Origin of the sequence: Streptomyces sp. NPDC002886 (assembly GCF_042888445.1) — a bacterium.
GTDB lineage: Bacteria > Actinomycetota > Actinomycetes > Streptomycetales > Streptomycetaceae > Streptomyces.
Window position 1 is genome coordinate 249,726 of sequence record NZ_JBIAPV010000009.1, and the last position, 25,843, is coordinate 275,568.

Annotated in this window: 27 protein-coding genes and 1 tRNA gene; 15 read left to right on the forward strand and 13 right to left on the reverse strand. The window is 71.5% G+C overall.

Annotation, left to right across the window (positions count from 1 at the left end; translation table 11 throughout):
- Nucleotides 1-29: 29 nt before the first annotated feature.
- Nucleotides 30-1,433 (reverse strand): MFS transporter, encoded by a 1,404-nt coding sequence (locus ACFYYB_RS32260; protein WP_389439973.1) that lies wholly within the window; start codon nt 1,431-1,433, stop codon nt 30-32.
- 266 nt (nt 1,434-1,699) lie between these two features.
- Between ACFYYB_RS32260 and ACFYYB_RS32265 the strand changes: the two genes are divergently transcribed.
- The gene (locus ACFYYB_RS32265) at nt 1,700-2,665 is read left to right on the forward strand and encodes a helix-turn-helix transcriptional regulator (RefSeq protein WP_389439817.1); all 966 of its coding nucleotides are present in this window, start codon (nt 1,700-1,702) and stop codon (nt 2,663-2,665) included.
- A gap of 75 nt (nt 2,666-2,740) precedes the next feature.
- On the opposite strand, the gene ACFYYB_RS32270 is transcribed toward ACFYYB_RS32265, so the two are convergent.
- Complete coding sequence (locus ACFYYB_RS32270) at nt 2,741-3,718, reverse strand: RNA polymerase sigma factor RpoD/SigA (RefSeq protein ID WP_389439819.1); 978 nt, start codon at nt 3,716-3,718, stop codon at nt 2,741-2,743.
- Between the two features lie 497 nt (nt 3,719-4,215).
- Here ACFYYB_RS32270 and ACFYYB_RS32275 point away from each other — a divergent pair, with 497 nt between their 5' ends.
- On the forward strand, nt 4,216-4,860 hold the full coding sequence (locus tag ACFYYB_RS32275) for a Uma2 family endonuclease (protein ID WP_389439821.1): 645 nt from the start codon (nt 4,216-4,218) through the stop codon (nt 4,858-4,860).
- Here ACFYYB_RS32275 and ACFYYB_RS32280 read toward each other — a convergent pair.
- The 4 genes from ACFYYB_RS32280 to ACFYYB_RS32295 all read right to left on the reverse strand — a co-directional run bounded on the left by ACFYYB_RS32280 (nt 4,857) and on the right by ACFYYB_RS32295 (nt 8,496).
- The gene (locus ACFYYB_RS32280; RefSeq protein ID WP_389439823.1) at nt 4,857-5,234 is read right to left on the reverse strand and encodes a hypothetical protein; all 378 of its coding nucleotides are present in this window, start codon (nt 5,232-5,234) and stop codon (nt 4,857-4,859) included. The two genes, ACFYYB_RS32275 and ACFYYB_RS32280, sit on opposite strands and share 4 nt — an antisense overlap.
- Nucleotides 5,227-6,021 carry a dioxygenase gene (locus tag ACFYYB_RS32285; RefSeq protein WP_389439975.1) on the reverse strand — a complete coding sequence of 265 codons (795 nt, stop codon included), beginning with the start codon at nt 6,019-6,021 and terminating at the stop codon, nt 5,227-5,229. Before ACFYYB_RS32285 ends, ACFYYB_RS32280 begins: the two co-directional genes overlap by 8 nt.
- A gap of 129 nt (nt 6,022-6,150) precedes the next feature.
- Nucleotides 6,151-7,680 carry an MFS transporter gene (locus ACFYYB_RS32290; protein WP_389439825.1) on the reverse strand — a complete coding sequence of 510 codons (1,530 nt, stop codon included), beginning with the start codon at nt 7,678-7,680 and terminating at the stop codon, nt 6,151-6,153.
- An 84-nt stretch (nt 7,681-7,764) separates the two neighbouring features.
- Nucleotides 7,765-8,496: a TetR/AcrR family transcriptional regulator gene (locus tag ACFYYB_RS32295; protein WP_389439977.1), complete on the reverse strand. Its 732-nt coding sequence runs from the start codon at nt 8,494-8,496 to the stop codon at nt 7,765-7,767.
- A gap of 391 nt (nt 8,497-8,887) precedes the next feature.
- On the opposite strand from ACFYYB_RS32295, the gene ACFYYB_RS32300 reads away from it, so the two are divergent.
- From ACFYYB_RS32300 to ACFYYB_RS32310, 3 genes are all read left to right on the forward strand, one after another.
- Nucleotides 8,888-10,168: a M6 family metalloprotease domain-containing protein gene (locus tag ACFYYB_RS32300; RefSeq protein WP_389439827.1), complete on the forward strand. Its 1,281-nt coding sequence runs from the start codon at nt 8,888-8,890 to the stop codon at nt 10,166-10,168.
- Nucleotides 10,169-10,341: 173 nt separating this feature from the next.
- A complete protein-coding gene (locus ACFYYB_RS32305; RefSeq protein WP_389439829.1) occupies nt 10,342-11,262 on the forward strand; it encodes a zinc-binding dehydrogenase in 921 nt (306 codons plus the stop codon).
- A complete protein-coding gene (locus ACFYYB_RS32310) occupies nt 11,259-11,738 on the forward strand; it encodes a RidA family protein (RefSeq protein ID WP_389439831.1) in 480 nt (159 codons plus the stop codon). The genes ACFYYB_RS32305 and ACFYYB_RS32310 overlap by 4 nt, the downstream gene beginning before the upstream one ends.
- Before the next feature lie 22 nt (nt 11,739-11,760).
- On the opposite strand, the gene ACFYYB_RS32315 is transcribed toward ACFYYB_RS32310, so the two are convergent.
- Complete coding sequence (locus ACFYYB_RS32315; protein WP_389439833.1) at nt 11,761-12,027, reverse strand: WhiB family transcriptional regulator; 267 nt, start codon at nt 12,025-12,027, stop codon at nt 11,761-11,763.
- Nucleotides 12,028-12,312: 285 nt separating this feature from the next.
- Here ACFYYB_RS32315 and ACFYYB_RS32320 point away from each other — a divergent pair, with 285 nt between their 5' ends.
- From ACFYYB_RS32320 to ACFYYB_RS32330, 3 genes are all read left to right on the forward strand, one after another.
- On the forward strand, nt 12,313-14,127 hold the full coding sequence (locus ACFYYB_RS32320) for a PucR family transcriptional regulator (protein WP_389439835.1): 1,815 nt from the start codon (nt 12,313-12,315) through the stop codon (nt 14,125-14,127).
- Nucleotides 14,128-14,193: 66 nt separating this feature from the next.
- Complete coding sequence (locus ACFYYB_RS32325) at nt 14,194-14,922, forward strand: tyrosine-protein phosphatase (protein WP_389439837.1); 729 nt, start codon at nt 14,194-14,196, stop codon at nt 14,920-14,922.
- A gap of 448 nt (nt 14,923-15,370) precedes the next feature.
- Nucleotides 15,371-16,276 carry a helix-turn-helix domain-containing protein gene (locus ACFYYB_RS32330; protein WP_389439839.1) on the forward strand — a complete coding sequence of 302 codons (906 nt, stop codon included), beginning with the start codon at nt 15,371-15,373 and terminating at the stop codon, nt 16,274-16,276.
- A gap of 176 nt (nt 16,277-16,452) precedes the next feature.
- Here the strand turns inward: ACFYYB_RS32330 and ACFYYB_RS32335 are convergent, their stop codons facing one another.
- The 3 genes from ACFYYB_RS32335 to ACFYYB_RS32345 form a co-directional block, all read right to left on the reverse strand.
- Nucleotides 16,453-16,926: a GNAT family N-acetyltransferase gene (locus tag ACFYYB_RS32335; RefSeq protein ID WP_389439841.1), complete on the reverse strand. Its 474-nt coding sequence runs from the start codon at nt 16,924-16,926 to the stop codon at nt 16,453-16,455.
- An 11-nt stretch (nt 16,927-16,937) separates the two neighbouring features.
- Entirely contained in the window at nt 16,938-17,261 is a 324-nt protein-coding gene (locus tag ACFYYB_RS32340; protein ID WP_389439843.1) for an ArsR/SmtB family transcription factor, read from the reverse strand.
- Nucleotides 17,262-17,365: 104 nt separating this feature from the next.
- Nucleotides 17,366-17,725: an ArsR/SmtB family transcription factor gene (locus ACFYYB_RS32345; protein WP_389439845.1), complete on the reverse strand. Its 360-nt coding sequence runs from the start codon at nt 17,723-17,725 to the stop codon at nt 17,366-17,368.
- A gap of 119 nt (nt 17,726-17,844) precedes the next feature.
- On the opposite strand from ACFYYB_RS32345, the gene ACFYYB_RS32350 reads away from it, so the two are divergent.
- The 3 genes from ACFYYB_RS32350 to ACFYYB_RS32360 all read left to right on the forward strand — a co-directional run bounded on the left by ACFYYB_RS32350 (nt 17,845) and on the right by ACFYYB_RS32360 (nt 20,657).
- Nucleotides 17,845-19,200, forward strand: a complete 1,356-nt coding sequence (locus ACFYYB_RS32350) for an NAD(P)-binding domain-containing protein (protein ID WP_389439847.1) — start codon at nt 17,845-17,847, stop codon at nt 19,198-19,200.
- Nucleotides 19,197-20,462: an MFS transporter gene (locus tag ACFYYB_RS32355; RefSeq protein ID WP_389439979.1), complete on the forward strand. Its 1,266-nt coding sequence runs from the start codon at nt 19,197-19,199 to the stop codon at nt 20,460-20,462. Before ACFYYB_RS32350 ends, ACFYYB_RS32355 begins: the two co-directional genes overlap by 4 nt.
- A 122-nt stretch (nt 20,463-20,584) precedes the next feature.
- A tRNA-Arg gene (locus ACFYYB_RS32360) sits at nt 20,585-20,657 on the forward strand.
- A gap of 205 nt (nt 20,658-20,862) precedes the next feature.
- Here ACFYYB_RS32360 and ACFYYB_RS32365 read toward each other — a convergent pair.
- Nucleotides 20,863-21,222, reverse strand: coding sequence for a hypothetical protein (locus ACFYYB_RS32365; RefSeq protein ID WP_389439849.1), 360 nt, complete (start codon nt 21,220-21,222; stop codon nt 20,863-20,865).
- 462 nt (nt 21,223-21,684) lie between these two features.
- Here ACFYYB_RS32365 and ACFYYB_RS32370 point away from each other — a divergent pair, with 462 nt between their 5' ends.
- The 4 genes from ACFYYB_RS32370 to ACFYYB_RS32385 all read left to right on the forward strand — a co-directional run bounded on the left by ACFYYB_RS32370 (nt 21,685) and on the right by ACFYYB_RS32385 (nt 24,592).
- Nucleotides 21,685-21,888 carry a cold-shock protein gene (locus ACFYYB_RS32370; RefSeq protein ID WP_267751671.1) on the forward strand — a complete coding sequence of 68 codons (204 nt, stop codon included), beginning with the start codon at nt 21,685-21,687 and terminating at the stop codon, nt 21,886-21,888.
- 320 nt (nt 21,889-22,208) lie between these two features.
- Nucleotides 22,209-23,777: a DEAD/DEAH box helicase gene (locus ACFYYB_RS32375; RefSeq protein ID WP_389439852.1), complete on the forward strand. Its 1,569-nt coding sequence runs from the start codon at nt 22,209-22,211 to the stop codon at nt 23,775-23,777.
- A 46-nt stretch (nt 23,778-23,823) separates the two neighbouring features.
- Complete coding sequence (locus tag ACFYYB_RS32380) at nt 23,824-24,228, forward strand: CBS domain-containing protein (RefSeq protein WP_389439854.1); 405 nt, start codon at nt 23,824-23,826, stop codon at nt 24,226-24,228.
- Nucleotides 24,229-24,277: 49 nt separating this feature from the next.
- A complete protein-coding gene (locus tag ACFYYB_RS32385) occupies nt 24,278-24,592 on the forward strand; it encodes an SCO5918 family protein (RefSeq protein ID WP_389439856.1) in 315 nt (104 codons plus the stop codon).
- A 128-nt stretch (nt 24,593-24,720) separates the two neighbouring features.
- Here ACFYYB_RS32385 and ACFYYB_RS32390 read toward each other — a convergent pair whose 3' ends face one another.
- Together ACFYYB_RS32390 and ACFYYB_RS32395 are read right to left on the reverse strand one after the other, a co-directional pair.
- Nucleotides 24,721-25,338, reverse strand: a complete 618-nt coding sequence (locus tag ACFYYB_RS32390) for a sortase domain-bontaining protein (RefSeq protein WP_389439858.1) — start codon at nt 25,336-25,338, stop codon at nt 24,721-24,723.
- Nucleotides 25,339-25,600: 262 nt separating this feature from the next.
- Nucleotides 25,601-25,810 (reverse strand): hypothetical protein, encoded by a 210-nt coding sequence (locus tag ACFYYB_RS32395; RefSeq protein WP_389439860.1) that lies wholly within the window; start codon nt 25,808-25,810, stop codon nt 25,601-25,603.
- Nucleotides 25,811-25,843 lie beyond the last annotated feature (33 nt).

Sequence of the window (25,843 nt, forward strand, 5' to 3'; positions counted from 1 at the left end):
AAAGAGTGAGGGACTCGGAGACGCGCGGACTAGCCCGCGTACTCCGTGCCGCCTTCGCGCTCGGCGATGGGGACGGCCTTGCGCGGCAGCATGAACATCACCGAGAAGATCACGACCAGGACGGCCGCGACCCACCACATGGCGTGGTGGAACGCGTCGACGTAGGGCGGCCCGAAGACCCCGTCGTCCTCGATGAACCCGAAGTAGACGACGGAGGTGAGGCCGAGGCCCAGCGCGTTGCCCATCTGGCCGGTGGTGTTGATCAGCCCGGACGCCGAGCCGGCGTGCTCGCGCGGCACCTCGGAGAGCACGGTGTCGGTCAGCGGGGCGATGATCAAGCCCATGCCGATGCCCATGACGATCAGCGGAGCGGCCATCTGCAAGGAGGTGATGGCCATGCCGTAGCGGTCCGACTCCCAGATGTAGAGGAGGACGCCCGCGGCCATGACCAGCGCGCCGGCCTGGAGCACCTTGCGGCCGAAGCGCGGTACGAGCTTCTGTACGGATACGCCCGCGGCGGCCGAGACGGCGATCGAGAACGGGATGCCGGTGGAGCCCGCCTTCAGGGCGCTCCAGCCGAGGCCCATCTGCATGTAGAGCGTCCAGATCAGGAAGAAGATGCCGGTCGCGATGCCGAAGGTCAGCTGGACGGCGATGCCGCCGGCGAAGCTCTTGACCTTGAAGAGGGAGAGCTCGACGAGCGGGGAGCCGTCCTTCTGGATCTTGTACTTCTCGTAGGCGATGAAGGCGCCGAAGACCATCGGCGAGGCGATCATGCAGACGAAGCCCCACACGGGCCAGTCGTTCTCGCGGCCGTGGGTGAGCGGGAAGATCAGCATGACCAGGGCCAGGGTGGCGAGCACGACGCCCACCAGGTCCAGGCGCAGCGCCTTGGGGGCCTTGGACTCGGAGATGAACCTGCGGCCCAGGATCACGCCGGCGATTCCGACGGGCAGGTTGATCAGGAAGATCGGGCGCCATTCGAGACCGGCGATGTTCCACTCGGTGAGCAGGGCCCCGAGCATCGGGCCCGAGACGGCGCCGAGGCCGATGATCGCGCCGAACAGGCCGAAGACCTTGCCGCGCTCGTGCGGCGGGAAGGTGACGTGGATGATCGCGAGCACCTGCGGGACCATCATGGCCGCCATGCCGCCCTGGAGGATGCGGGAGGCGACGAGCACGTCGGGGCTGGGCGAGAGGCCGCAGAGCAGCGAAGCCGCGGTGAAGCCGGATATGCCGATGAGGAAGAGGCGCTTGCGGCCGTAGATGTCACCGAGACGGCCGCCCGTGATCAGGCCGGCGGCGAAGGCGAGCGCGTAGCCCGCGGTGATCCACTGGATGGCGCTGGTGGAGGCGCCGAGGTCCTCGCGCATCCGGGGTATCGCGATGTTGACGATCGTGACGTCGACCAGGTCCATGAAGGCCGCGGTCATCACGATGGCGAGCGCGATCCAGCGGCGGCGGTCGGCGGGGGCCGCGGGCTCGTCGCCGGCCGTGCTCGGGTCTCCGGCGTGGCCGGAGTCGCCGGCGTCGCCGGACTTGCTGATCGAGATGGTCTCTACGGGAGGGTCGGTCCGCTCTTCTTGTACGGGCCCGTTCTTTCCTTCGGGCGATGACTGGGTCGTCTCGGTGCTCATGAGGAGAAACCTAGACGGCATCTAGGTCAGTTGGTGTCCTATTTGGCTGGCATCTTTGCACCATGACCGACACCCCGGCCCGCCTGCTCTCCCTGCTCTCCCTGCTCCAGACCCCGCGCGAGTGGCCCGGGAGCGAGCTGGCCGAGCGGCTGAGGGTGAGCCCCCGTACGATCCGGCGCGATATCGACCGGTTGCGGGAGCTCGGATACCCCGTGGAGGCCACGCTCGGCGCGGAGGGCGGGTACCGGCTGGTGGCGGGCGCCGCGATGCCGCCGCTCGTCCTGGACGACGAGGAGGCCGTCGCCATCGCGGTGGGGCTGCGGGCGGGGGCCGGGCATGCGATCGAGGGCGTGGAGGAGGCCTCCGTACGGGCCCTCGCGAAGCTGGAGCAGGTCCTGCCGGGGCGGCTCCGGCGGCGGGTGGGCGCGCTGCAGTCGGCGACGGTCGCGGTGACCCGGGGCGACGGGGCGAGCGTGGATCCGCGCACGCTGACGGCGATCGCCTCGGCGGTGGCGGGGCCGGAGCGGCTGCGGTTCGCCTACCGGGCCCGGGACGGGGTGGCCTCGCGGCGGCTGGTGGAGCCGTACCGGCTGGTCAGCACCGGGAGCCGGTGGTACCTCGTGGCCTACGACATGGAGCGCGGGGACTGGCGGACGTTCCGCGTGGACCGGTTGAGCGAGCCCGGCGCGACGGGGGTGCGGTTCGCTCCGCGGGAGCCGCCGATGGACGCGGTGGACTTCGTGCGGCGGGGCTTGCGGGGCAGGGAGCCGACCTACCTGGTCGATGTCACCTTCGCGGAGGCGGCGGAGCTGCCGGAGTGGGCACGGCAGTACGTGGTCCCGCCGGCGGGGGGTGGCGCCGGGGAGGGGGCCGGGGTGCGGGTGCGGTTCGAGTCGTCGGATTCGCCGGAGTGGCTGGTGGCGCGGCTGGCCTTGGCCGGGGTGCCGTTCGTCCTGCACGGGCCCGAGTTCCTGGTGGAGGCGGCTCGGGCGCTGGGTGCGCGGCTGGCGGAGGCGGCGGGGCCGTAGGGGCAAAGGGGAGCCCCCGGCGCCTGGGGGGGATAGGCGCCGGGGGCTCGTATGGGGGGCTTCGTTCGGGGCCGGTCAGGCCACCGCGTCGAAGCCGGTGTCGCGGGCCATCTTCTTCAGTTCGAGCAGCGCGTGCTTCTCGATCTGACGGATCCGCTCGCGGGTCAGGCCGTGCTGCTTGCCCACTTCTGTCAGCGTACGCTCTCGACCGTCGTCAATGCCGTAACGCATCTTGATGATCGACGCGGTTCGCTGGTCCAGCTTGCCCAGCAGGTCCTCCAGCTCCTCGCTGCGCAGCAGGGAGAGGACGGACTGCTCGGGGGAGATCGCCGAAGTGTCTTCGAGCAGGTCGCCGAACTGCGTGTCGCCGTCCTCGTCCACGCCCATGTTCAGGCTGACCGGGTCGCGCGCCCAGTCCAGGACGTCGCCGACGCGCTTCTCCGTGGTGTCCAGCTCGGCGGCGATCTCCGCGTGCTCCGGGTCACGGCCGTTCTCGCGGTTGAACTCGCGCTGCACCCGGCGGATCCGGCCGAGCTCCTCCACCAGGTGGACGGGGAGCCGGATGGTGCGGGACTGGTCGGCGATGGAGCGGGTGATCGCCTGGCGGATCCACCACGTGGCGTACGTGGAGAACTTGAAGCCCTTGGCGTAGTCGAACTTCTCCACGGCGCGGACCAGGCCGGCGTTGCCCTCCTGGATGAGGTCGAGGAGGGGAAGTCCGCTGCGCGGGTAGCGGCGGGCCACGGCGACGACCAGGCGGAGGTTCGAGCGGATGAAGACTTCCTTGGCACGCTCGCCCTCGGCGGCCAGGGCTTCGAGCTCCTCCTGGGAGGGCCGCTTGCCCTTGCGCTCTATCGCGCCGTCGAGGATCTGCTGGGCGTACACGCCCGCCTCGATGATCTGCGAGAGCTCCACTTCCTTGGCCGCGTCGAGCAGCGGGGTGCGCGCGATCTCGTCCAGGTACATGCCGACCAGGTCGCGGTCTGCGATCTCCCCGCCCACAGCGCGAGCGCTGCTCGTGGACTGACGACGGGCGACGGCGCGGGTTGCCATGCGTGCTCCCTTGCGATGAGTTCGGTCGCGGTGGTGCGGTGACACTCTCCCGAGTGCCCGCTTCCGAAGGAAACAACGACTGGAATCGGGACAGAATTCCCACGTCGCTCCCTGTTTTTCGAGATCTTGCAGTATCCTGCCCCGCCGCCCCCCGGTTCGAGAGGATGGGTGATACCGCCGGACTCGAAGATCCGCAGGTCAGGGCCGGAATTACGGCCGACCCCAGGGGCCGGCGAGCCCGTCCGTGCGGGGCGACGGTGAGACCACCGTCACACTTGACACGGGCGCTTTCGCCCCTGCGGCAGCGCCGCTCCCGGCTGTGCTTCTACCCCAGGAGACGGTCTTCACCGGCTTCTGGTTGCCTCGGCCGGCCGGGTCCCGCTCGTCCGAGTGAAGGTGCGGCATATTCCTTCGGCATGACCCGCGACGCCCTGAGCATCGGAGAGTCGCTTGTGCCGTCCGGCCGGCGACGCCCACACTCAGAGGAGGTGCTGCACATGACCGCTCTCGCCCACGAGACGCTGGAGGCCGTAATGCCGAAGGTCGCGACTCCCCCGTCGGACCTTGACGACGTCCTGTGGCAGGCATGGAAAGCCATGGAACTCCCCGAGGGCTACCACGCCGAGATCGTCGAGGGGTTCATCGAGGTGTCACCCACGGGTCGCTACTCGCACGGCCGTACCGTCAATCGCTTGAGGGATCAGCTCGTCGTATTCCTGGCGGGCGGCGAGTTCGCCGCCCGCCAGGACATGAACGTCGTCCACAAACGCAAGGTGTGGATCCCCGATCTGTTCGTCGTGCTGGAGGACACCGAGGGGCACGTCACCGAGGACGGAATCGGGGTCGACGCCTCCGCCGTAGCCCTGATCGTTGAAGTCGTCTCCCCCGGAAGCGACAACATCACGCGCGACCGGACGCGCAAGCGGCGCGGATACGCCCGGGCGGCCGTTCCCGTGTACGTCCTGATCGACGACTTCGACAACGGTGGCACCGTCACCGTGCTGACCTCCCCCAACCCCGGGAAGGCCGTCTATGGGGACGAGTCCCGGACCGCATACGGGACCCCGGTCGCGATCCCGAGCGGCCCCGCCAAGGGGTTCACCATCGGCGAGGACATCACCGGGCCGCCCCGCGTCCCCTAGCCGGGGCGGGTGGCGACCTGCGGGCAGGCGCGGCAGGCGGGTGGGCCCGACTGGGTCCACCACTTGCAGGCCGGCCGGAGGTGGCAGGGCGGGAGCGGGGATCCGTCCCGGGGGCTCGCGGTCGCCGTCAGGCGGGTGGCCAGGGTGCAGGTGTCGCCCGCGCGGTTGAGGCAGTGCGGGACGCAGTGGGAGGCCAGGCGCAGCAGGCGGCGCGGTTCCACCCCGTCGGCGAGCTCGGCCAGGGCTTCGGCCGCCGGGCGGGGTGCGGGGAGGTAGTCCGGGGGGCCGTCGAGGCCTTCGCGGACCGCGAGGACCAGCGACTCCGGCGCGTACGCGGAGCCGCTGGGGCACCAGAGCCGCTCGGGGTCAGCCAAATTGCAGGGAGCGCTTCGAGAGGCCCATCCAGAAGCCCGAGACGGGGGTCGACGCCGCCGCGAGGTCGGATTCCGCGGCGCCCAGGGTGACGAACAGCGGGGCGAAGTGTTCCGTACGGGGGTGGGCCAGGCGGCCGGCCGGGGACTTGGACTCGAAGTCCAGCAGGGCGTCGATGTCGGAGGCGGCCAGGGCCTCGTGGCCCCAGGCGTCGAATTCGGCGGACCACGACGGGACGCCGGGGCCGGTGTGGCGCAGGGCGGCCAGGTTGTGGGTGAAGAAGCCGCTGCCCACGATGAGGACGCCTTCGTCGCGCAGGGGGGCCAGCTTGCGGCCGATCTCCATCAGGCGGCGCGGATCGAGGGTGGGCATCGATATCTGGAGCACCGGTATGTCGGCTCCGGGGAACATCTCCACCAGCGGGACGTACGCGCCGTGGTCCAGGCCGCGGTCGGGGATGTCCTGGACGGGCGTGCCCGGGGCCTTGAGGAGTTTGCGGACCGACGCGGCCAGCTCGGGGGCGCCCGGAGCGTCGTAGCGGACCTGGTAGTAGTGCTCGGGGAAGCCCCAGAAGTCGTAGACGAGCGGGACCTGCTCGGTGGCGCCGAGGGCGAGCGGGGCCTCTTCCCAGTGGGCGGAGACCATCAGGATCGCCCGGGGGCGGGGCAGGTCCGCCGACCAGGCGGCCAGTTCGCCGGGCCAGACCGGGTCGTCCGCGAGCGGCGGGGCTCCGTGGCTCAAGTACAGCGCCGGCATCCGGGCGGGGGTGAGGGCTTCGGGGGTCGGCATCGGCATCGGGAGCTCCAGGAATCGTCGCGGCGGGGCGCCACGAACAGACTAACCCCGCATCGTTCAAATTTGAACGATGCGGGGTCATCAGTCATTCCCTTGCGCACCCCCGAGCGGGGCCCGGGCGGGTCAGTGCGCGATCACCGGGATCTTCATGTCGGCGTCCGCGCCCTCGGCGACCGGGTCGCCCGCGCCCGGCTTGCCCGTGGTGATGAGGGTCAGGGCGATGAGCGAGCTGGCGACCAGGATGCCGACCGCCCACCAGATCGCGGAGGAGTAGCCCTCCACCATGGCCTGGGCCTGGATCAGCTGCGCCGCCGGGCCGCCCGCCGCGGCCGCGGCCGCGTGGTCGGTCAGGTACGCGGTCGTCGCGGAGGCGGCGATCGTGTTCAGCAGGGCGGTGCCGATCGCGCCGCCCACCTGCTGCGAGGTGTTGACCATCGCGGAGGCGACACCGGCGTCGGCCGGGTTCACCCCGTACGTGGCCAGGGACATGGCGGGCATGAAGGCCGTACCCATGCCGAGGCCGAGCAGCAGCTGCGCCGGCAGGATCAGCGCCGGGTAGGAGGAGCCGACCTCGAGCTGCGTCAGCAGCAGCATGCCGGCGGCGGCGACCATGAAGCCGGGGCCCATCAGCAGGCGCGGCGGGACCCGCGTCATCAGGCGGGCGCCGATCTGCGTGGAGCCGGTGATCATGCCCACGATCATCGGGAGGAAGGCGAAGCCGGTCGTGACGGGCGAGAAGCCCTTGACGACCTGCAGGTAGTAGGTGAGGAAGAGGAACAGGCCGAACATCGAGATGACGGCGAGGCCCAGCGAGAGGTAGACACCGCCGCGGTTGCGCTCCAGCAGGACGCGGAGCGGGAGCAGCGGGTTCTTCGTACGGGACTCGACGAAGACGAACGAGGCGAGCAGCACGACGGAGGCGACGAACATGCCCACGGTGAGGCCGTCCGACCAGCCGGCCGACTCGGCGCGGGTGAATCCGTAGACGAGGGCGACCAGGCCGGTCGTGGAGAGCAGGACACCGGGGATGTCGAGCGGGGCGCGGTTACGGCCGCCGGCCGGCTCGCGGATGATCATCCAGGCGCCGACGGCGGCGACGATCGCGAACGGGATGTTGACGAAGAAGGTCCAGCGCCAGTTCAGGTACTCGGTGAGGACACCGCCGAGGATCAGGCCCACGGCGCCACCGCCACCGGCGATCGCACCGTAGATGCCGAAGGCCTTGGCGCGCTCCTTGGCGTCGGTGAACATGACGGCCAGCAGCGAGAGCGCGGCGGGCGCGAGCAGTGCGCCGAAGGCGCCCTGGAGGGCGCGGGCGCCCAGCATCATGGCCTCACCCTGTGCGGCGCCGCCCAGCGCGGAGGCCAGGGCGAAGCCGGTCAGGCCGACTATGAAGGCGTTCTTGCGTCCCCACTTGTCGGCGATGCGGCCGCCGAAGAGGAGCAGTCCGCCAAAGGCCAGCGCGTACGCGGTGATGACCCACTGGCGGTTGCCGTCCGAGATGCCGAGGTCGGTCTGGGCGGACGGCAGGGCGATGTTCACGATGGTGGCGTCGAGGACGACCATCAACTGCGCCAGCGCGATGAAGACCAGGGCCTTCCAGCGACTGGGGTCTGCGCCGGTCAGCTGCGGGTTCGCGGCTGTTTTTGACATGGGGGTACCCACTTCGTGGTGCGAGATGACTGAATTGAGATGATCAGGGCGCTTTTACGACGCTAGAGGGTGCGACCCGGGGCGTCACATGGTTTTCCGCCTCAGGTCCGCCAGGGTGATCGCCGAGCCCGGCAGTTCGGAGCGGGCGGGGGCCATCAACCCGTCGAGGAACAGCTGCAGATGACGGTGGACGAAGACGTCCGCGTCGAAGCAGGCGGTGCCCGGGAGGGGGCGGCTGAGCTGCGACAGCGCGATCATCAGGTCGCCGACGCCGATGTCGGGGCGCAGCAGCCCGGAGGCGCGGCCGGCGGCCAGCAGGGCCTCGATCGACTCCTCCAAGGCCTCGCGGGAGGCCACCAGTTCGGGGTGGTCGTGGTCGAACTCACTGGAGAGCACCGGGCACAGGGCGCCGATCCGCTCGTCCGCCGCCGCGTGCGTGAACCGGCGCAGCGCGGCGAAGGCGTCCGGCTCCTGGGCGAGCGAGTCGACGGCCAGGGCGGTCACCCGGTCCAGGCCGAAGAGCACGACGTGGTGGATCAGGGCCGGGCGGTCGGGGAAGTGCCGGTAGAGCGTGGCGTTGCCCACGCCGGCCCGGCGGGCGATCTCATCGAGGGGCGCGGCGGGGCCGAACTCCACGAGCACGTCCCGGGCGGCGGTCAGGATGCGCTCGCGGTTGCGGACGGCGTCGGCGCGCGGACGCGGGACCCCGTCCGCGGAGGTGCGGGCGCGCTTGCCCGCCGCCTTGACCGCCGCCTTGACCTTGCCCGCGGCCGCGCCCACGACCGCACACGCGCCCCCGCCCACGCCCGCACCCATGCCCGTGCCCGCGGCCGGAGCCGCGAGGTCGAGGTCGGCCTCCGGGCCCGGTACGGGCAGGGCCGCCGGATCGGTGGTGGCGGGGCTCTTCATGGACGGCTCCCTGGCGGGTGACGGGCACTTCCGGTGACGGGTGCTTACGGGTGATGGCGAGTGGGGCGCCCGCCCCTCGAAACGGGGAGCGGATCCCCGGTTCATGGGGACTCTGGTTCAAACGGGGAGAGGGTCCCCGCTTATTTCACTCTCCCGTGTGACCTGGGTCACACCGTTCCAGGGCCTCTGTTCCCGTTTGGCCTCCTCCGGCGCGCGAGCCCGCTCCAGCCGTCGGAGGGTGAGCCCACAGAGCGCAGTCCGGACCCGGCCGGCTGCCGCGGACCCGAAGGCCGATCTCATGTCGCAGACGCGCCACCGGATACGCAAGCCAAGCCGCACCAGCGTCTACATCGGCATCACCGCGCTGGCCCTCGGCATCACGGCTACGGCGAGCGCGGGCATATCCAGCCGCAGCCATTCGGCGGCCGGGCCGGTGGGCGCGACCAGCGCCGAATCGATGCTCGCGCCCTGCCGGATCGCCGGCGCGATGGGCGTGCAGATGTCCGAGGGGCTGCCGACGGCTCCGGGGTACTCGCGCTCGACCGGCGAGGTCCGGGCACTGAACCTGATGATCGACTTCCCCGACGCCAAGGGCGAGGGCACGGCGGCCGACCGGATGGCGGAGTTCTTCCCGCAGACGTCCGACTGGTTTCGCATCAGCTCCTACGGGCGGCTGACCTACCGGGCCGAGGCGCCGATAAAGAACTGGCTGCGGATGCCGATGCCGTTCGCGGCGTACGGGATCGAGCGGGGTTCCGCGTACGAACCCGGCTACCGCCAGCTCGTCGAGCACATCATCAAGGCCTCCGACGCCGAGGTCGATTTCTCCCGGTACGACCTGATAAACATCCTCGTCACTCCGAACGCCGGCCCCTCCGCCCTCGACACCGTCCTCTCCGTCACCTTCTCCGGCAACGGCGAGGCCCCGATGGCCGACGGCGTCCCGCTCGCCAACACGTCCTTCGTCTACAGCCGCCAGGACGACGGCTCCGGCTCCTACCGGGAGACCGGCTACCGCGTGCTCCCCCACGAGAACGGCCACGTCTTCGGCCTGCCCGACCTCTACACCGCCGACGGCGGCGGCACGGTGGGCCACTGGGACATCATGAGCGAGGACTGGGGTGCCAACAACGACCTGCTCGGCTGGCACAAGTGGAAGCTGGGCTGGCTCGACAGCAACCAGATCAGCTGCGCCGGGAAGTCCGGGGTCAGCGACCACGTGCTGAGCCCGCTGGCCGTGGAGGGCGGCACCAAACTGGCCTTCGTCCCCGTCTCCGAGAGCGCCGGGTACGCCGTGGAGGTGCGCACACGCGCGGGGAACGACGAGGCCGTCTGCAAGCCCGGCGTGCTCATCTACAAGGTGGACTCCGACGTCGACACCGGCCGCGGGCCCGTCACCGTCTCCGACAGCTCCGGCGCCAGCGGCGGCTGCACCCGGCGCTCCAACGTGCACGCGGAACTCTCGGACGCGCCGTTCCGGCCGGGCGAGACCTTCACCGACGAGAAGTCGGGCATCAGCGTCTCGGTCGTGGGCGAACTGCGCAACGGCAGCTACCAGGTCAGGGTCACCCGACCTTGACCAAGTGCTGACGGTCGGCCCGCCAGGTTCCGACCTACGGCCCCCCGCCGGACCGGATCCGTACCCGCATGGTTGGGAACTAGGCCGTCTCTTTCGGATCTTGCCTGGCCCGCGCCGCCCGGCACGATCCGAAAGAGACGGCCTAGCCGCGTAACGACGTAGTAAGGAAACCCGTGAAGGCCTTCGCGCTGCGCCGTACCGGCGAGCCGCCCTCCGTGCTGGAACGGCCCGTCCCCCACCCGCGGGCGGGCGAGGTCCTCGTACGCACCACGGCAGCGCTCATCTGCGCCTGGGACGGGCACACCGCCGCCGGTGCGCCCACCGGGCTCGGGCACGAGGCCGTCGGCGTCGTCGAGGCCGTCGGCCCCGGGGTCTGCCCGTCCTACGTCGGCCGGCGCGTCGGCGTCGAGGGCCACGGGCGGCTCGCCGAGTTCTTCCGCGCCCCCGCGGCCGGGGCCGGGCTGGTCGCGCTCCCCGACGTCATCTCCGACCACCAGGCCCTCTACGCGGCGGGCGCGCTCCCCACCGGCTTCGCCGCCGCCGAGGAGTCCGGGCCGCCCCCGGGCGGGAGCGTCGTCGTCTTCGGCCAGGGCGCGGTCGGACTCAGCGCGACCATCGCGGCCGGCCGGCTGCGCGGGGCCCGCGTCATCGCCGTGGAGCCGGAGATGAAGCGCCAGCGCCTCGCCCTGCGGTTCGGGGCCGACGTGGTGATCGACCCGGCATACGAGGACACCGGCGAGCGGATCCTGGAACTGACCGGCGGCTCCGGCGCCGACCGCGCCATCATGGCGACGGCCGCGCCCGCCGCCGCGCGGGCCGCCCGCGCGGGGCTCTCCGGGGGCGGGAAGATCACGTACGCCCGCTGCCGGCCTCCGCAGAGCAGCGGGGCGCGGCTCGCGCGGGCGCTGCACCTGATCGGGGACGGGCTGGTGGACCCGACGGTGATCACCACGCACAAGTTCCCGTTCGACCGTGTCGGGGAGGCCTTCGGGCGGCTCGCCGCCAAGGAGCCCGGCATGATCAAGCCGGTCATCCTCTTCCCCCGGCCGGGCCACCCCTCCCCCGCCGGCGACCCCAAGGAGATCCGCCCGTGACCAGCACCCCCGAAGAACGCCTCGCCGCCGCCGGTCTGAAGCTCCCGCCGACGCCCTCGCCGGTCGCCGTCTACGTCCCCGCCGTACAGAGCGGGCACTACGTGTACACCTCCGGCCAGCTCCCGATGGTCGACGGCGCCCTCCCCCTCACCGGGAAGGTCGGCGCCGAGGTCACCCCGGAGCAGGCGAAGGAACTGGCGCAGCAGTGCGCGCTGAACGCGCTGGCCGCCATCACCTCCGTCGCCGGGGACCTGTCCGCCGTCAAGCGCGTGGTCAAGGTGGTCGGCTTCGTCGCCAGCGATCCGCACTTCACGGGACAGCCCGGCGTGCTCAACGGCGCGAGCGAGCTGCTGGGCATCGCCTTCGGCGACGCGGGCATCCACGCCCGCAGCGCGGTCGGCGTGAGCGTGCTGCCGCTGGACTCCCCCGTCGAGGTGGAGATCCTCGTCGAACTGCACGCTCCGATGGGCCTCTAGGCCCGGCCGCCGCCGGCCCGCGTCAGCCGCCGCCGGACTGGCCGTACCGTCCGCGGGCGCGGCGCTCCTGTCCGGTGAGTCCGCCCCAGATGCCGAACTCCTCAACGGTCTCCCGGGCGTACGCCAGACAGGCCCCGCGGGCCGGACACGAGAAGCAGATCCTCTTGGCCCGGGCGGCGGCGCCCGAGGCCTCGGAGTAGAAGAGTTCGGCGCACTCCTCGTCGGAGGTGCACACCGCCTGCTTCCACCAGTCGTCTTCCTGGGCGGGCCGCGGACGCGTGGTCCCCATGGCCGGCACTCTCCTTCACGTCATCGTCCCTCCCAGGCTGGCACCGACGGGCGGCCGCGATGAGGGCCGATCGGCACCAGCGGGGACGCCGATCGTCCGTACCGCGCCGTGCGGGTGCCGGGGCGCTCCGCCGGACGGGGTGCCGGTCAGTCACCGATCCCACGAACCGGTGCGCTCGGACTCACCCCGATTTCCGTGGAATTACCCCAACGTAAAGGCCTGACCTGCGGTTCAGCGGGGATACGTCGTGATCGGGAACGCGGCGGCACATGGCAAAGTGGGGCCATGAGGCTGCGTGATCTGCTGTCGTCCGATGAGACCCAGGCACCTGCGGACCTGCGTCCGCTACGCCTGCTGCGCCTGCCCGGCGGCGAGCGGGACCTCGACCGGCCCGTCCTCGGAACGGTGACCATCGACCTGCCGGACCCCGGGCGGTTCGTGTCCCCCGGGGACCTGGTGCTGTCCGGACTGGCCTGGCACGGCCTGGACGTGGGAACCGAGCAGGACCCGGGAGCCGAGCAGCACCCGGATGCCGATGTCGGTGCCGATGCCGATGCCGATGCCGGACGGGATGCGGCGGCCGACCGGTCCGACGCGTTCGTCCGGGTGCTCGTGCAGGCGGGGGCCGTGGCGCTGGGCGCGGGCGAGGCGCGGCTCGGGCACGTTCCGGACGATCTGGTGGAGGCCTGCGCCCGGCACGGGCTGCCGCTGCTCGCGGTGGGCGTGGAGGTGCCGTTCACCTCGGTCACCGAGTACGTGGCGCGCGGCCGGACCGAGGAGCGGATCGGCGGGCTCGCCGCGCTCGTGGACCGGCACCGGCGCTTCAGCACCCAGCGACGGGCCGGGGCCGGGTCCGGGTCCGAAGCCGTCCTCGAACTGCTGCTGGCCGAGCTGGACCTGCGCGCGCACATCCTCTCCCCGACCGGGCGGCAGATCGCGGGCGCGCATCCCTCACTGCCGGAGAAGACCGCCTCGGCGCTGGCCGGGCGGTTCCTGGCCGCCGAACGGGCGGGCGAGCGGGCCCCGCACCGTACGGTCGCGCGCGGGACGGCCTTCTCCCTGTTCCCGGTCCGCTCCGGGGCCGGCGAAGGGGACTCCGCGCCCCGTGCGGCGCTGACCGACTGGCTGATCGCCGTCGAGGCCGACAGCGCCGACTGGAACGACGAACGCGTCGACCTGCTGGACCAGCTCGCGCGGCTGGTCGCGGTGGAGCGCGGCGGCCGCGACACCGACCGCACGATGCGGCGCCGCGCCGCCGAACGGCTGCTGGCGCTGGTCGGCTCCGCCGCCGCCCGGGAGGGCGGGCCGTCGCTCTTCGAGGAAGAGGAGGAAGCGGCCCGGCTCACGGCGGGGGCCGCCGGGGCCGCGGAGGCCGCCGGTCCCGAGGGCCGGCTGTGCTGGCAGGCCGTATCGGCCCGGCTGGAGACGAAGGGCGCGCACGGGTTGCCCGGAGCGGCGTCCGTGCGCGGCCTGCTGGAGGAGGTCCTGCTGCATCCGCGCTGCCTGGGCCCGGAAGCCGGACCGCGGATGGCGGTCACGGCGGCCGGGGACGGGGACGGGGCCGGAGCCGAGGCCGTGGCCTTCGTCCTCGTCGGGGAGGACGCGCGCCTGACACCCGACGCGGTCGAGCGGGTCGCCGGCGGGTCCCTGCCGCGCGGGCTGCGGGCCGGGGAGCGGCTGGCCTTCGGCGTCAGCGACCCGGTGGGCGGGGCCGCGGAACTGCGGCACGCGCTCGCGCAGGCCCGTAACGCCCGTCAGGTCGCGGCCCCTTCACAGCCGGTCGCCGCCTCCGGGCCGGACGCTCTCGCCGCGCACGTCATGGCGCTGCTGCCACTGATCCCGGCCGAGGTCCGGCGGGAGTTCAGCCGCCGGCTGCTGGCACCGCTGACCGACTACGACCGGCGCTACGGCTCCGACCTGGTACCCACCCTGCGGTCCTTCCTGGAACACGACGGTTCCTGGGCTCGCTGCGGAGAGGCACTGCACCTGCACGTGAACTCGCTGCGCTACCGGATCAGCCGCATCGAGGCGCTGACCGGACGCAACCTGAGCCGGCTGGAGGACAAGATGGACTTCGCCGCGGCCCTGCAGATGGGCTGAACCCCGCCCGCAGTAGCCTCTCGATCACAAGAAGATCATCGGTGCGCCATCGAGGGGGATCCGCGCATGACCCGTCACATCGAGTTCGAGCGACTGCACAACTTCCGTGATCTGGGGGGCTATCGGACGCAGGACGGCTCCACCGTCGCCTGGGGAGCCCTCTACCGGGCGGACTCGCTCGGGAAGCTCGCGGGCGCCGACTGGGACCGGTTCCTGGGCCTCGGCGTGCGGACGGTCATCGACCTGCGCTACCCCTGGGAGATCGAGGCGAAGGGGCGGATACCGGAGCCGGAGCGGTTCACGTACGCCAACCTCAGCATCGAGCACCGGCCGTACGACCAGGCCGAGATCGACCGGGACACCGACCCGTGGCGGTTCCTCGCGGACCGGTTCGCCGAGGTCGCCGAGGACGGGGTGGCGGAGATCCGCGCCGCGATCGAGCTGCTCGCCGAGGGCCCGGGCCCGGCGGTCTTCCACTGCACCTCCGGCAAGGACCGCACCGGCCTGATCGCCGCGCTCGTCCTGACCCTCCTCGGCGTGGACGACGAGCAGATCCTCGCGGACTTCGCCCTGACCGAGCTGGCCACCGCCCGGCTGACGGCCGACTGGCACACCGCCAACCCGGGCCGCACGATGCGCTGGCCCTCGTACGGCCGTGCGCCCGCCGAGATCCTGCGCCTGACCCTGGCCGGTCTCGCCACCCGTTACGGCTCGGTCGACTCCTACCTCGCGGACGAGGTCGGCATCACGCCGGCCACGACGGCAGCGCTGCGGGACCGCTTCCTGACGCGGTGACGCCCCTCGAAATGACAGAGCGGCCCTCTGTTCAGGGCCAGTTGTGGAGATTCATGAGCGCCTGATCGAGGAGACAGGTCCCTTCCGAGACTCGCCGCGAGCTCGGCATTCGACGGGCCGTGCGCCATCGCGTGGAACGTCTGGTGTTCCCGGTCCCCTCCACGATCTCCCACGCCGTGGTGCCCCAACTCCCCCTGGAATTGGCGTTCGAGCCGCCGTGGGCGGCCCGGCTGCCGCGAGCCCCTCCCAGGATGGGATTCATAACGTCCCTTCGGACGATTGACGGACTGATCCGACAGGCGTGCTTGGTAGCGTTGAGGGCACCCGAGGTGGGCTGAACCCACCTCGGATGTACCCCCCTCGGGTTGCCGAATGCAAGTTATATGCATCTGGCGATACGATCAAGCAGTTAAAACCAGCCATCGCCTGCCCGCACCGTGGAGTCCCGATGCCCGAACGCCGCTTTGACGCCTCCGGGTTGCGCTGCGCGCGCGTCGCGAAGGGCATGACCCAGGCACAGGTGGCCGCTGCGCTCGGGGTCAAGGACCCGTCCGTGGTGTCGCGTTACGAGAGCGGCGACGCGACTCCGCCGCCGGAAAAGCTGCCCCGACTCGCGGCGCTGATGGGCGAGCGCGTCGACGACCTGTTCCCGCGGCCGGGTCTCCCGACCCTCGCGGACCTGCGATGCGACGCGGGCATGACGCAGAAGGACACCGCGGCCGTCACTCGGACCGGCTCGGCGTCCCCGGTACGCGCGGCAGAAGGCGGACGGCGCAAACTGGCCCCCCACTACCTCGCTCCGCTCGCCGAGGCCTACGGCGTCAGCGTCGAAGAGCTCCTCGCGGCGGAGAAGCGTTCCTTCGGCGAGGACGCCGCGGCGGCGCCAGGACGGGCCCACGGCCCGCAGCCCCGCGACCCGCAGACCCGCGACCCGCAGACCGAGCTCCGCCAGCCCGTGGGGCCGTACGGCATAGCCAAGAAGATCGCCGCCCTCCTCGAAGGCGCCACCGCGCAGCACCGCCCCACCGATTCCGAGATCGCCGAACTCGGCAACGCCCGGACGGGCCGGACGGTCCTGAACGGCCCCCTCGTGACGAGCCTGCGCCTCGGCCGGTCGACGCACGCCGGCCCCGAGGTCCTGGAGGCCCTGGCGGCCGCACTCGACGTACCGGCCATGTTCTTCGAAACCGGCGACGCGGAAGTGGCGGCCGTCGTGACGGGTCTGCGTACGGCGCGCATCGGCCTGACCGCCATGGCGGCGCGCGGAGCGGAGGGCGACTCGCAGAACGCCGAACTCATGCGCTGGGTGGCCGACATGTTCGGCGCGGAGCCCCAGCCGGGCGACAACACCTAGGCGGTCTCTTTCGGATCTTGTCGGCCGAGTCCGCGGTGTCTGGTGCCGTGCATGGGCGCGCTGCCGGGGCGTGCGTGTACTTGGACGTACTCGGTCGCCCCGGCAGTGCGGCCAGGTGCGGTGCCAGGCACCGCGGGCCCGGCAAGATCCGAAAGAGACGGCCTAGGCGTCCACAGTCAGTCGATCACCGGGCTGCGGCGTTCCAGCAGGACGACGTCGCGCCACACGCCGTGGTGGCGGCCGATGCGGGTGCGGGTGCCGATGACGCGGAAACCGGCGCGCTGGTGCAGGGCCAGGCTCGCGGTGTTCTCGGGGAAGATCCCGGACTGGATCGTCCAGATGCCCGCCGCCTCCGTTGAGGCGATCAGGGCGTCGAGCAGGGCGCGCCCGACGCCGCGGCCCCGGGCGGCGGGACGGACGTAGACGGAGTGTTCGACGACCCCCGCGTACGCGCAGCGGTCGGACACCTTGGAGGCGGCTACCCAGCCGAGCAGCTTCCCGTCCTGGCCGAGCGCGACGAAACGGTGCTCGGGCAGCTTTGCCGCGTCGAACTCGGCCCAGGTGGGGGCCTCGGTCTCGAAGGTGGCGTTGCCCTCGTCGATGCCGGCCCGGTAGATCTCCAGGACCTCTTCGGCGTGATCCCGCGCCATGGGAGAGATGTTCACGGCCGCCGCCCGAGGATCGCCGACACGGCCGCCGGGAAGCACTCCAGGCAGGCGTCGTTGACCTCGTAGCTGACGGAGTTGCCCCGCCGCTCGGGCAGCACGAAGCGCACCTCGGCCAGCAGCTTGAGGTGGTGGGACACGGTCGACTGGCCGATGGGCAGTCGACCGGTGATCTCCCCGACCGTCAGGGGGCGCCGCTCCTCCGCCAGCAGGTTCAGCAGTCGTACGCGCATGGGGTCCGCCAGTGCCCTGAACCACCCGGAGTACGTCTGCGCGTCCTCGGGGCTCAGCCCCTGGCCGGTTTTCGTCGTCTCACTCATCGATCATCGACGATAGTCGATGAATGCGACGCCCGGAAGGCCCGCCCGCAGGCGCAGGCACCCCGGTTAGGCGCAGGCACTCCGGTCAGGCGCAGGCACTCCGGTCAGGCGGAGCGGCCCAGCATTTGGCTCATCGCAGCGATGACGGAAGGCTCCACCCGGTAGTAGACCCAGGTGCCACGGCGCTCCGAGGACAACAGGCCCGCCTCCCTGAGCTTCTTCAGGTGGTGGGACACCGTCGGCTGGGAGACCCCCACGTCGGAGATGTCGCAGACGCACGCCTCTCCGCCCTCGTGCGAGGCGATCGCGGAGAAGAGCCGCAGGCGCACCGGGTCGCCGAGGGCCTTGAACATCAATGCGGTCCGCTCGGCCTCTTCGGCCGTCAGCGGGCGCTCGGTGAGCGGCGGACAGCAGGGCGCCGCGGCTTCGTCTTCGAGCATCGGCAGCAGCTTCGTGGAGGACATGAAAGCGATTCTCCCTCCAAATTCGACAGATGTCTATGTTGACGTACGTCGATACACGGGGAATGCTGAGCCCAGAAGGACATCGACGTTCGTCGAAACAATCACACCGGGAGCCTGCCGTGAGCGCATCCACAGACACCCTGCCCGTCATCGTGATCGGTGCCGGCCCCTCCGGCCTCGCCGCGGCTTCCCGCCTGGTCGAGCGAGACATCGAGCCCCTGGTGCTGGAAGCCGGACCCGCGGCCGGCGCCGCGGTCCGCGAGTGGGGCCACGTACGGCTCTTCTCCACCTGGTCCGAGCTCGTCGACCCGGCCGCCGAGAAGCTCCTCGCGCCCACCGGCTGGACCGCTCCCGACCGTGCGACCTACCCCTCCGGCGCGGACTGGGCCGAGCGGTACCTCCAGCCCCTCGCCGACGTCCTCGGCGCCAAGGTCCGCTACGGCGCCCGAGTCACCGGCGTCTCCCGCCTCGGCCGCGACCGCATCGTCGACGCCGACCGCCAGGCCCAGCCCTTCACCGTCAGCGTCCTGAACGCCGACGGCACCGAGGAACGCCTCACCGCCCGCGCCGTCATCGACGCTTCCGGCACCTGGTCCACCCCGAGCCCCATCGGCGGCGACGGTCTGCCCGCCCTCGGCGAGAAGGCCGCCGCCGACCGGATCTCGTACCGGATCCCCGACCTCAAGGACCCGGCCGTCCGCGCCCGCTACGCCGGCAAGCGCACCGCCGTGATCGGCTCCGGAGCCTCCGCCTTCACCGCCCTCGCCTACCTGGCCGGCCTCTCCGAGGAGGACTCCGGCACCCACTCCGTCTGGATCCTCCGCCGCGGCATCAGCGGCTCCACCTTCGGCGGCGGCAGCGCCGACCAGCTCCCCGCGCGCGGCGCCCTCGGCCTCGCCGCCAAGGCCGCCGTCGACAACGGCCACGCCGACGCGGTCACCGGCTTCCGCACCTCCGCCGTCGAGAAGACCGGCGGCCGGCTGGTCCTGGTCGGCGAGGACGGCCGTCGCCTGGACCCCGTGGACGAGGTCATCGTCCTCACCGGCCTGCGCCCCGACCTCACCTTCCTCGACGAGCTGCGCCTCGGCCTAGACGAGCGCCTCCAGGCCCCCGTCGACCTGGCCCCGCTCATCGACCCGAACCAGCACTCCTGCGGCACGGTCTACCCCCACGGCGTGAAGGAGCTCTCCCACCCGGAGAAGGACGTCTACCTCGTCGGCATGAAGTCCTACGGTCGCGCCCCGACCTTCCTGGCCATGACCGGCTACGAGCAGGTCCGCTCCATCGCCGCCCACCTCGCCGGGGACCACGAGGCCGCCGAACGCGTCGAACTCACCCTCCCCGAAACCGGAGTCTGCGGCGGCGCCGGCCTCTTCGACCAGCCCGCCGCAGCCGAAGAGACCAGCGGCGGGGGCTGCTGCGCGGCCCCGGCCACCCTCACGATCGGCGCCCCGGCCTCCTCGGGCGGCTGCTGACCTCCGTGCCACGCACCCGGGCCGACGCGGCCCCGACCGGGACGGGGGTCCGGTCGCGGCCGCGCGCCGCCCTGCCCGCCCTGTGCGCCACACAGATCACCAGTTGGGGCAGCGTCTACTACGCCTTCCCCGTGCTGCTCCCGCGCCTGACGGCCGACACCGGCTGGTCCGCCAACGCCGCGACGGCAGCGTTCTCCCTCGCCCTCCTGGTCTCGGCGCTGGCCGGAATCCCCATCGGCCGCGTCCTCGATCGCCGAGGGCCGCGGGTGGTGATGACGGCGGGCTCCATCCTCGGCACCCTCGCCCTCCTCGTGATCGCGACCGCCCCCAACCTGGCCGTTTTCACCTTGGGTTGGGTCCTGGCCGGCCTGACCATGGCCGCCACCTTCTACCCGCCCGCCTTCGCCGCCCTCACCCGCTGGTGGGGCCCGGACCGCATCCGCGCCCTGACCATCGTCACCCTCGCCGGCGGGCTCGCCTCCACCGTCTTCGCGCCGCTGACCGCGACCCTGGCCGAACACCTCGGCTGGCGGGCCACCTACGTGACCCTTGCCGTCATCCTCGCCGCCGTCACCATCCCCGCCCACGCCCTCGCCCTGCGCGCCCCCTGGCCCCCGGCACCGCCCACCCCGGCGTCGACCGACCGCACCCCCGTCGCCCGCAGTCGGCCCTTCCTCCTCCTGGCCGTCGCCTTCACCCTCTCCGGCTTCGCCATGTACGCCGTCGTCATGGGCATCATCCCGCTCCTCACCGAGCGCGGCGCCGACACCACAACCGCCGCCTGGGCACTGGGACTCGGGGGCGCCGGGCAGACCCTCGGCCGCACCTTGTACACCGGTTTGTCCGCCCGCACCTCGGTCACCACCCGCACCGTCGTCCTGATCGGCCTGGGCGGCGCGACGACCGCGGCCTTCGCCCTCGTGCCCGGCCCGATGCCCCTGCTGATCGCCCTCGCGGTCCTGGCGGGCGTCGTACGCGGCAACCTGACCCTGCTCCAGGCCACCGCGGTCACCGACCGCTGGGGCACCACCCACTACGGCCGCCTCTCCGGACTCCTCGGCGCCCCGGCCCACATCGCGGGAGCCCTGGCCCCCTGGGCCGGAGCCGCCCTCGCGGGCCCGCTCGGCGGCTACCCCCACCTCTTCGCGGCCCTGGCCTCACTCTCGATGGCGGCCGCCTGCCTCGCCCTCGGCACCTCCAGGACGAGCGGCACCCCGCCACAGATCCAGCACCAAGGCCTCACCCGATCCCCCAAGAACTGAGCCGCGGAGCCCCGCCCCGATCCGCTACCCTGTCCCTGGGCTGCCCTTGTGGCAGCCCAGGACCTTGCCGAGGCGAGCCGGACTCCCCCGCGGAGCACCCAGCCACGCTTCACGCAAGGCCCGCCTTCGTAGCTCAGGGGATAGAGCACCGCTCTCCTAAAGCGGGTGTCGCAGGTTCGAATCCTGCCGAGGGCACAGCATGAAGCCGCCTCCCCGGGATTTCTTCCTGGGGAGGCGGCTTCGTTCGGCCTCCGACCCCGCGTTCGGGGCCGGTTGCGTGAGCTGGTTCGGCGGAGTCTGCGTGGGCTACGGCCACCACCTCGGCGACCCGCGCGCCGACAGCGAACAGCTCACCGGTTGGGGACTCCGTCCTGCGGCGGGTCCTCGCCGTAGTCGCGGGTCAGTTGTCGGAGTAGCTGAAGTCGCCCACGGTCCAGGCGCTGACGTCCTTGATCGAGATGCGGTACATCCCGCCCGTCTCCGGGATGCCCACGGTCCCCTGCAGGATCCGCGCCACATGGAAGTGCAGATGTGTGGGCGGACCCTCCGTGGATGGCGTGGCGGTGAAGATGGCGGAGAACTCGCCCAGGCGGGCGGAGTCCGTCAGCACCTCCGACACCCGTTCTCGCCACACGGCTTCGGGGGCGAGCCGACCGGTAATGACAGCACCGCCGGTGACCACGGTCAGGGACATCTGGTTGCTCTGCCCGGACTCCACCAGGGCGGCGACGTTCACGAGCAGCTCGTCAGGCTTCGACATGGAAGTCAATTCTATTCGCCACCGCGCCCCGGCCGACAGACCTGCGGTCACCTCGAGGACCGCTCCAACGGTCCGCCACGTCCGAACCCGTCCCCCACACGCCTCCGACCAGCCGACTTCGCCGCCACCTCCTGCAGCCGGAGACGAACAACCAAAAAACGCTGCAGTCGGGGTGAGTCAATATCTGTCACCGCGAACCGAGGATTTAATGGATCCAGCGGGGAGAGTTTCTACCGCAACACGGCGGCCGGAATTATTCCACGCACGCAGCAGGCCGCAGCGTGCTACTGTCGATCTCGGTTGCAGTTTTGGTACCCAAGAACTTCAAGCGCCTCCAGACCGGAATTAATTCCACTGGAAGCGTTTTGTATTTCCCGGTCTTTTACCGGGCGGGGCATCATCGCGGCGACACGGCGTCCGCACAGTGCTGTCGCCGGTGTATTGCCCCAAAGGAGATATGACATGGCTGCTGGTACCGTGAAGTGGTTCAACGCGGAAAAGGGCTTCGGCTTCATCGAGCAGGAGGGTGGCGGTCCTGACGTGTTCGCCCACTACTCGAACATCGCCGCCCAGGGCTTCCGCGAGCTGAACGAGGGCCAGAAGGTCACCTTCGACATCGCGCAGGGCCAGAAGGGCCCGACGGCCGAGAACATCGTTCCCGCCTAAGCGCTGACACGCGTTCTGCAGCTGGGGCCCGCATCCCTCGGGGTGCGGGCCCCAGCTGCACGCATTTCCCGCGGTGAGTCCGCCCGCGGTATCGATCATGGAGACACTCGGCCGACCGGCCCTTTCCGGGCCGAACCCGAGTGGATTGTTTTTGGTTGCCGCGCCCGTATGGCGCCACCTTTTTTCAGCGGCTGAGCCCGTACAGATTTCCTGTCCGCCAGATCCGCTTCCGCATTCCATCGGTCCGTTCTCGCAATTCCCTGCGCCGCTCTTACGCTGCGGGAATTCCTTGATACGTGCCGCATCAAGGAAGGTTCCGCATGAACCCCACCCGTACGAACGAGCGCTCCTCACGCGGCCGCACCGGCGGCCCCGCTTTCGGCACCGGCTCCGGCTCCGGCTCGAGCCGGGGCAGCCGCTTCGGCTCTTCGGCCCCGAGCCGCTCCGGAGCTCCCAGCCGCTCCGGAGCTCCCAGCCGCTCCGGAGCTCCCAGCCGCTCCGGTGGTCCGAGCCGCTCCGGTGGCTACGGTCGCCGGCCCGCTGCGATCCAGGGCGAGTTCGCGCCGCCGAAGACGATCACCCCCGCGCTGCCCGCCGTCGAGGCCTTCGCCGATCTCGCCATGCCGGCCCCGCTGCTCGCCACGCTCACCCGTGAGGGCATGGCCACGCCGTTCCCGATCCAGGCGGCCACGCTGCCCAACACCCTCGCGGGCCGTGACGTCCTGGGCCGCGGCCGCACCGGCTCGGGCAAGACCCTGGCCTTCGGCCTCGCGCTGCTGGCCCGTACGGCCGGCCAGAGCGCCGAGTCGGGTCAGCCGCTCGCACTGGTCCTCGTACCGACGCGTGAACTCGCCCAGCAGGTCACCGCCGCGCTCACCCCCTACGCCCGGGCGGTCAAGCTGCGCATGGCCACCGTCGTCGGCGGCATGCCCATCTACAGGCAGGCACAGGCGCTGCGCGGCGGGGCCGAAGTGGTCGTCGCCACCCCGGGCCGCCTGAAGGACCTCATCGACCGGGGTGACTGCCGGCTGAACCAGGTCGGGATCACCGTCCTGGACGAGGCCGACCAGATGGCCGACATGGGCTTCATGCCCCAGGTCACCGCGCTCCTCGACCAGGTGCGCCCCGAGGGCCAGCGGATGCTGTTCTCCGCCACCCTCGACCGCAACGTCGACCTGCTGGTCCGCCGCTACCTGACCGACCCCGTCGTCCACTCCGTCGACCCCTCGCAGGGCGCGGTGACGACCATGGAGCACCACGTCCTGCACGTGCAGAACTTCGACAAGCAGGCCGCCACGACCGAGATCGCCGCCCGCGAGGGCCGCGTGATCATGTTCCTGGACACCAAGCACGCCGTGGACAGGCTGACCGAGCACCTGCTGAGCAGCGGCGTGCGCGCCGCGGCCCTGCACGGCGGGAAGTCGCAGCCCCAGCGGACCCGGACCCTCACGCAGTTCAAGAGCGGGCACGTGAGCGTCCTGGTGGCCACGAACGTCGCGGCCCGCGGCATCCACGTGGACAACCTCGACCTCGTCGTCAACGTGGACCCGCCGACCGACCCCAAGGACTACCTGCACCGCGGCGGCCGCACCGCCCGCGCCGGTGAGTCCGGCAGCGTCGTCACCCTGGTTCTCCCCAACCAGCGCCGCGACATGGTCCGTCTCATGCAGGCCGCCGGAATCAGTCCGCAGACCACCCAGGTCCGCTCCGGCGACGAAGCCCTGACCCGGATCACCGGCGCGCAGGCACCCTCCGGCATCCCGGTCACCATCACCGCACCGGTGTCCGAGCGACCCAAGCGCAGCACGGCCTCCCGCGGCCGGCGCGGGCCCGCCTCGGCCGCCCGGCGCGCGAGCGCGCGGCAGTCGGCCTTTGATTCGGCGGCCTGAGAACGACGTGATCAGGAAACTGACCCATCTCTGCAGGAGGCAGATTTTGACGCTGGTCCAGATGCAGCCCCGCTCCGCGCACGCCGACCTCGTCCGCAGGACGGTGGACGACGCCATGGAGGCGGCCGGTCCTCAGGTCTGTGACGACATGACCGTCGAGGTGGCCCTGGCCGTCACGACCAGTTCCCGCGCGGATCATCTGCTCGTCTGCGACGCGGACGGCCTCTGCACCGGGCTGATCACGCGGGAGCGGCTCGGCGCCATCCGCGACAGCGCCGCGTACACCGACCGGCTCCGGCTGCGCGATGTCCTCGGCGACCGCGGGCCGTTCACCTCACCCCTGACCGCGATGGCCGAGGCCGAGCACGCGATGCGCTATCGCAAGCTCACCGCCCTGCCCGTCGTCGATGAACAAGGCAGCGCCCTGGGCGTCCTCGCCCTCGCCCGCTGAACCACCTCACCGTGTTCTGACCCTTCCCCTCTTCGCCCTGTGAGGCACCATGCGCTGTGTCATCGCCCGCTTCCCGTTCGACCTGACCAAGACGGGCGTCCTGGAGTCCATGAAGGGCATCAAGCCCGAGCAGGTGCTCGGCGAGTCCGTGATCATCGGCCGCCGCACCTACCCCGTCAAGCAGGTCGGCCAGGTCCTCACCCGCCAGGACCGCCGCGACTTCAGTGCGGGCGAAGTCCTCCGCGCCATGACCCGGCTCGGCTTCACCTGCCGCGGAAGCCTCCCCCGGACCGCCGTGACCACACGCGCACTCAGCCCTCTCCGGCGGGCCTCCGCGATGCTCGGCACCCCCGTCACCGCCTGACCGGTGGGCCGGGCGCGCGCCCACCACAGCGAGGAGTGCCCGAGCGGCACGCGCCGCTCGGGCCCTTCCGCGTACCCACAGGCACACACTGCTGGGGCGGGGACGGGGACGGGGTCGGCTGATCGGGATCAGGCCACGAGGTCGGCGTAGAGGATCACGTTGTTGGTGCGGTGGCCGTTTTTGATCTCGCCGCCGCAGGTCAGCAGGCGCAGCTCGGGGCGGTTGGTTTCCCCGTAGACCTTGTCGGTCGGGAAGTCCTTCTTGGCTACGTCCTCGATCTCGCGGATCTTGAACCTGGCCGTCCTCCCGTCCTCGCGCGGCACCTCGATCAGGTCGCCGAGCTTGATCTTCTTGACGTTCTTCATCACCGCGGGCCCGTATTTCGTGTCGAAGTGCGCGACGAGCACGGACACCCCCTTCTCGCCCGGAGTCACGCCCTGGGTCCACCAGCCCGGGTTGTCCGCGTCGGTGTCCGCGTCCGGCACGCCGAGCTCTCCCGTCGCCGGGTCCACCGCGAGGTCGACCATCTTCTTCGCGTCCACGCCGGCCGCCTCGATCTTCATGCCGGTCGGCTTCGAGCCCGGGAGGGCGGCGGCGGCCGTGTGCCCGTCCTGGGGGGCGGGAGCCGCCGTGCTGCCCACCTTGGGGTCCGCCGGCAGCCCGGTGCCGCCCCCGGTTCCGCACGCGGTGAGGGCCCCGCACACGGTGAGCGTGGCGACGGCGGCGGTGCGGAAGGTGGCGCGCATGAACGATTCCCTCGGGTCGGCGTCACCTGCGGTGGCGACGACCACGACGTTACGAGAGGCATGTCCGGATCGTCCGTCGGGAACGTAACAGCCGACCGGACGTCGCCCCGCGAACCCGTTAAGGGGGAGTGGGGAGGGAGGGATGTGGGAGGGCGGGAGAGGGCAGACGAAAGCCCTTCCGGCCTGCGCCGCCGGAAGGGCCACATCATCACGTCATCGCATCATCACGGAAGGGAGGCGGGCTCGGCCCTCGGCCCCGTCCTCAGCTCAGGCCCCTGCTGCGCTCGCCGATGCGGTCGCCCTGCGGGGTCCCGGCCCGCTTGAGTTCCGCCTTCGTGTGCGCTCCGCCCTTGACCTTGCTCCGGACCGGACCGGAGAAGCCGTGCGCGTGCTGCACGGCGCCGGGCAGGTGGGTCGCTTCATCGGCCTTCGCGACAGCCGCCTGGAAGTCGTGCTTCTGCTCTTTGCTCATCCCGTCGTCACTCCCTAAAAAGACTCGGGGCAC